We start from the raw sequence: 3,831 nt of genomic DNA, 5'->3' as shown, positions 1-3,831 counted from the left end.
GCTCCTGGCCAGGCTCCGCTGACGTGAGCGACCCGGGGGCGGTGCTGTGTGGTTGACCACACAGCACCGCCCCCGGCATCGTCAGGATTCATAACGTTTCGACAGACAAATGCACCTGTGCCGACCACGGGCGGCGAGCGGCCCGCTTCACTCAGCGCACGTCGCACCTGTCTTTTGCCGCCAAGTGGCCGCAATGCCCGAATTTCCGGTGAGCGAGCCGATCACTGGTCTGCCGTTCAAGTGTTTGGAAAGCACCCTCCCGACGTGCTGCAATGCGCTGAACTCAGCAGTAGTCGCGGCACATCGAGCCTGAAGGTGCCGACGCCGAGAGGTTTGGTCGAGTGAGGCGTAGGAAGACGGCATCCCCGCCGCCACAGTCGCGCGGCAACTTCACGCCGCCGCGCACTGCGGCCGCCCCGACGGGAACCGCCGAACCGTCCGCTGACCCCGCGGGGTCCGGCAACAGCAGCAGGTTCGCCGTCCGCAACTGGCGGGTGGCGACGCGGCTGAACGCCATCCTGCTCATCCCCGTGCTCGTCGCGCTGCTCTTCGGCGGATTCCGGGTGAGCGCTTCGGTCGACACCCTGAACGAGGCCCAGGACGCCGAGGCCACGGCCCGTCTGGTGCAGGCGGCGACCGCCTACGGCCACGCCCTGCTGGACGAGCGCGACCGCACGGCCGAACCGCTGCTCAGCGGCGACCAGGACGCGCCCGAGGTGGCCGAGGCCCGCCGCGCCACCGACGCCGCCCAGGCCGCGTTCGACCAGGCGGCCGAGGAGGCCCCGAAGACGGCCACCCTGGAGCGCCGGATGACCGCGGTGCGCGAGGTGGAGTCGAAGCTCGGCCCGCTGCGCCAGGCCGCCTACACCGAGGCCCTGGACGGCGTGCAGACGGAGCTGGCCTACATCGAGGTGCAGCACCCGCTGATGAACCTCGCCAACGAACTGACCCTCGGCAGCGGCAACATCACCGCCTACGGCCGTACCGTCTACGCGATCTCGCTGTCCAAGGCGGCGGCCTCGCTCACCCGTGCCGTCGGCACCCACCTGCTGGTCGCGCCGGGCCCGGGGGACGAGGCGAAGGAGCAGCAGCTCCTCGCCTTCTCGTCGTACAACTACCTGGAGAAGATCGCCCTCACCGAGTACCGCAACGCCGGTACCGAGGAGGACGTGCAGCGCCTGACCTCCGAGCTGCGCACCGCGCAGGAGGAGGGGGCACAGGCCGCCGAGGAGGCGCAGGCGCAGGCCGAGGCCGCGGGCCGCTCCTTCGTCGCGCCGCCGCCGCTGGAGGAGATGGTCCAGCGCATCAGCTCCGGCGCCTCCGTCGAGACGCTCGCCGGGCAGGGCGTCACCGCCGAGAGCTGGTTCCAGGCGGCCACCGCCAAGTTCGACGTGTACCGCACGATCGAGCAGGACCTCGTCGACCGCGCCGTGGAGGAGGCCGGGCAGATCGCGGCCGACGCCGGGCAGGAGGCGATCGTCAACTCCGTCATCGTGCTCGCCGCCCTGCTCATCGCCTTCGTCATCGCGGCGCTCATGGCCCGCACGATGAGCAAGAGCATGCACAGCCTGCGCAACGCCGCCTTCGACGTGGCCGAGCAGCGGCTGCCGATGCTGGTCGACCAGCTCTCGCGCACCGACCCGGGCCGGGTCGACACCGAGGTCAAGCCGATCCCGATCGACAGCCAGGACGAGATCGGCGAGGTCGCCCGCGCCTTCGACCAGGTGCACCGCGAGGCCGTCCGGCTCGCCGCCGAGCAGGCCATGCTGCGGGGCAACGTCAACGCGATCTTCACCAACCTCTCCAGCCGCAACCAGGGCCTCATCGAGCGCCAGCTCGGCCTGATCACCGACCTGGAGAACAACGAGGCCGACCCGGACCAGCTGGAGAGCCTGTTCAAGCTGGACCACCTCGCCACCCGCATGCGGCGCAACGGTGAGAACCTGCTCGTCCTCGCGGGCGAGGAGCCCGGCCGCCGCTGGAACCAGCCGGTGCCGCTCGTGGACGTCCTGCGCGCCGCGGCCTCCGAGGTGGAGCAGTACGAGCGCGTCGAGATCAGCGGCGTGCCGGAGAGCGACATCCACGGCTCCGTCGTCACCGACCTCGTGCACCTGCTGGCCGAGCTGCTGGAGAACGCCACCTCCTTCTCGTCCCCGCAGACGAAGGTCAAGGTCACCGCCACGCGGCTGCCCGACGGGCGGGTGATGACCGAGATCCACGACAAGGGCATCGGGCTGACCGCAGAGGACTTCGCGGACATCAACCACAAGCTCGCCAACCCGCCGACCGTCGACGCCGCCATCTCCCAGCGCATGGGCCTGTACGTGGTCGGGCGGCTCGCCGACCGGCACGGCATCCGCGTCCAGCTCCGCCCCTCGGGCGAGCAGGCGGGCACCACCTCGCTGGTCATGCTGCCGGAGGCCATCACGCACGGCGGCGGCGGCGAGGAGCTGGTGGAAGAGGACTTCACCGTCTCGCGGATCATGCCGGAGGCCGCCGGGTCCGCGGCGCAGGCGGCCGTCGACAGCCGCCGCACCGCCGCCGAGCTGGGCTTCGACGACCGCCGCTACGGCTCGGTGGACATACCCGACGACCTCTCCGCGCTCCAGGACGGGCCGGGCGGCGGGCCGCAGCCGGCCGGGACGGGCGGGAGCGAACCCTACGCGGCGCAGCAGTACGGCCAGGAGCAGTACGGCCAGGACCAGCAGCCGGGCCAGGACCAGTACGGCCAGGGCGACCCGTACGCGGCCCCCGGCGGCGGACAGCCGTACGGCACCGGATACGACGCGGGGCAGCCCGGCGGCTACGCCGAGCCGGGGCACCAGGACGCCGAGCGGTACGACGGCCTCCCCCGGCACGAGGGTGTCCCGCAGTACGACACGTACGACCAGCACGGCGCCGGTTACCAGGAGGAGACCGGCTACCGGCAGGAGGACGGCTACGGTCCGGCCGGGCCCGCCGCGCCGCAGGGCGAACCGGCCCAAGGCGGTTCCGGCGGGGCGTTCGGCGGCGACGGCTTCCCCCAGCAGGGCCACGGCCAGGAGCCCCCGGGCACCGGCGCCGGGCTGCCGCGCCGGGAGAAGCACACGGGCCCGTCCGACCAGTCCTCCGAGACGCAGGAGACCCAGGCGCTCCCGCAGGTCCCGCAGCAGCCGACGGCGCAGGACGCGTCCTGGCGCGAGCAGCAGGGCCTCCCGGGCCGGGACCTGCCCCGCCGGGACGTCTCCCAGCCGGGCGTGCCCCCGCAGGGCGGGTACGGGCAGGACGGCGTGTCCGCCACCGGCGCCGGGGACGCCCCGCAGGCCGACGGCTCCGGCTGGCGCTCGGCCAACGACGACCGCTGGGAGCGCGCGGAGCGGCTGCGCGCCCCCCAGGCCGGCGGCATCACGTCCTCCGGCCTGCCCCGCAGGGTGCCGAGGGCCAACCTCGTGGAGGGCACGGCCGAGCAGTCCGAGCACCCGGGCCCCCAGATCTCCCGGGCACCGGAGGACGTACGCGGCAGGCTGAGCAACCTGCACCGCGGCGTGCGCCGGGGCCGCGGGGCCGCACCCGGAAACCAGCGAAACGACCGACCGGGCCAGAACCCCGGCAGCACCTACGAGCAGGAGCGTTAGTGTGAGCCCGATGAGCCAGGCGGCGCAGAACCTGAACTGGTTGATCACCAACTTCGTCCAGAACACCCCGGGCGTCTCGCACACGGTCGTCGTGTCCGCGGACGGCCTCCTGCTGGCGATGTCCGACGGCTTCCCGCGTGATCGTGCCGATCAGCTGGCGGCGGTGGCTTCGGGGCTGACGTCGCTGACGCAGGGTGCTTCGCGGATCTTCGAGGGC

Annotated in this window: 2 protein-coding genes; both read left to right on the top strand. The window is 72.7% G+C overall.

Annotated features, from left to right (window positions below; translation table 11 throughout):
* The first annotated feature begins 341 nt into the window (after window positions 1–341).
* On the top strand, window positions 342–3,614 hold the full coding sequence (locus V1J52_RS25940; protein WP_330142412.1) for a sensor histidine kinase: 3,273 nt from the start codon (window positions 342–344) through the stop codon (window positions 3,612–3,614).
* 1 nt (window position 3,615) lies between these two features.
* Window positions 3,616–3,831: roadblock/LC7 domain-containing protein (locus V1J52_RS25935; protein WP_330142411.1), on the top strand; the 216-nt coding region annotated here is incomplete at its 3' end.

The organism is Streptomyces solitudinis (genome assembly GCF_036323765.1).
Taxonomy (GTDB): domain Bacteria; phylum Actinomycetota; class Actinomycetes; order Streptomycetales; family Streptomycetaceae; genus Streptomyces.
Note: the sequence above shows the minus strand (reverse complement) of the source record. Positions and strands in the feature narration are given on the sequence as shown.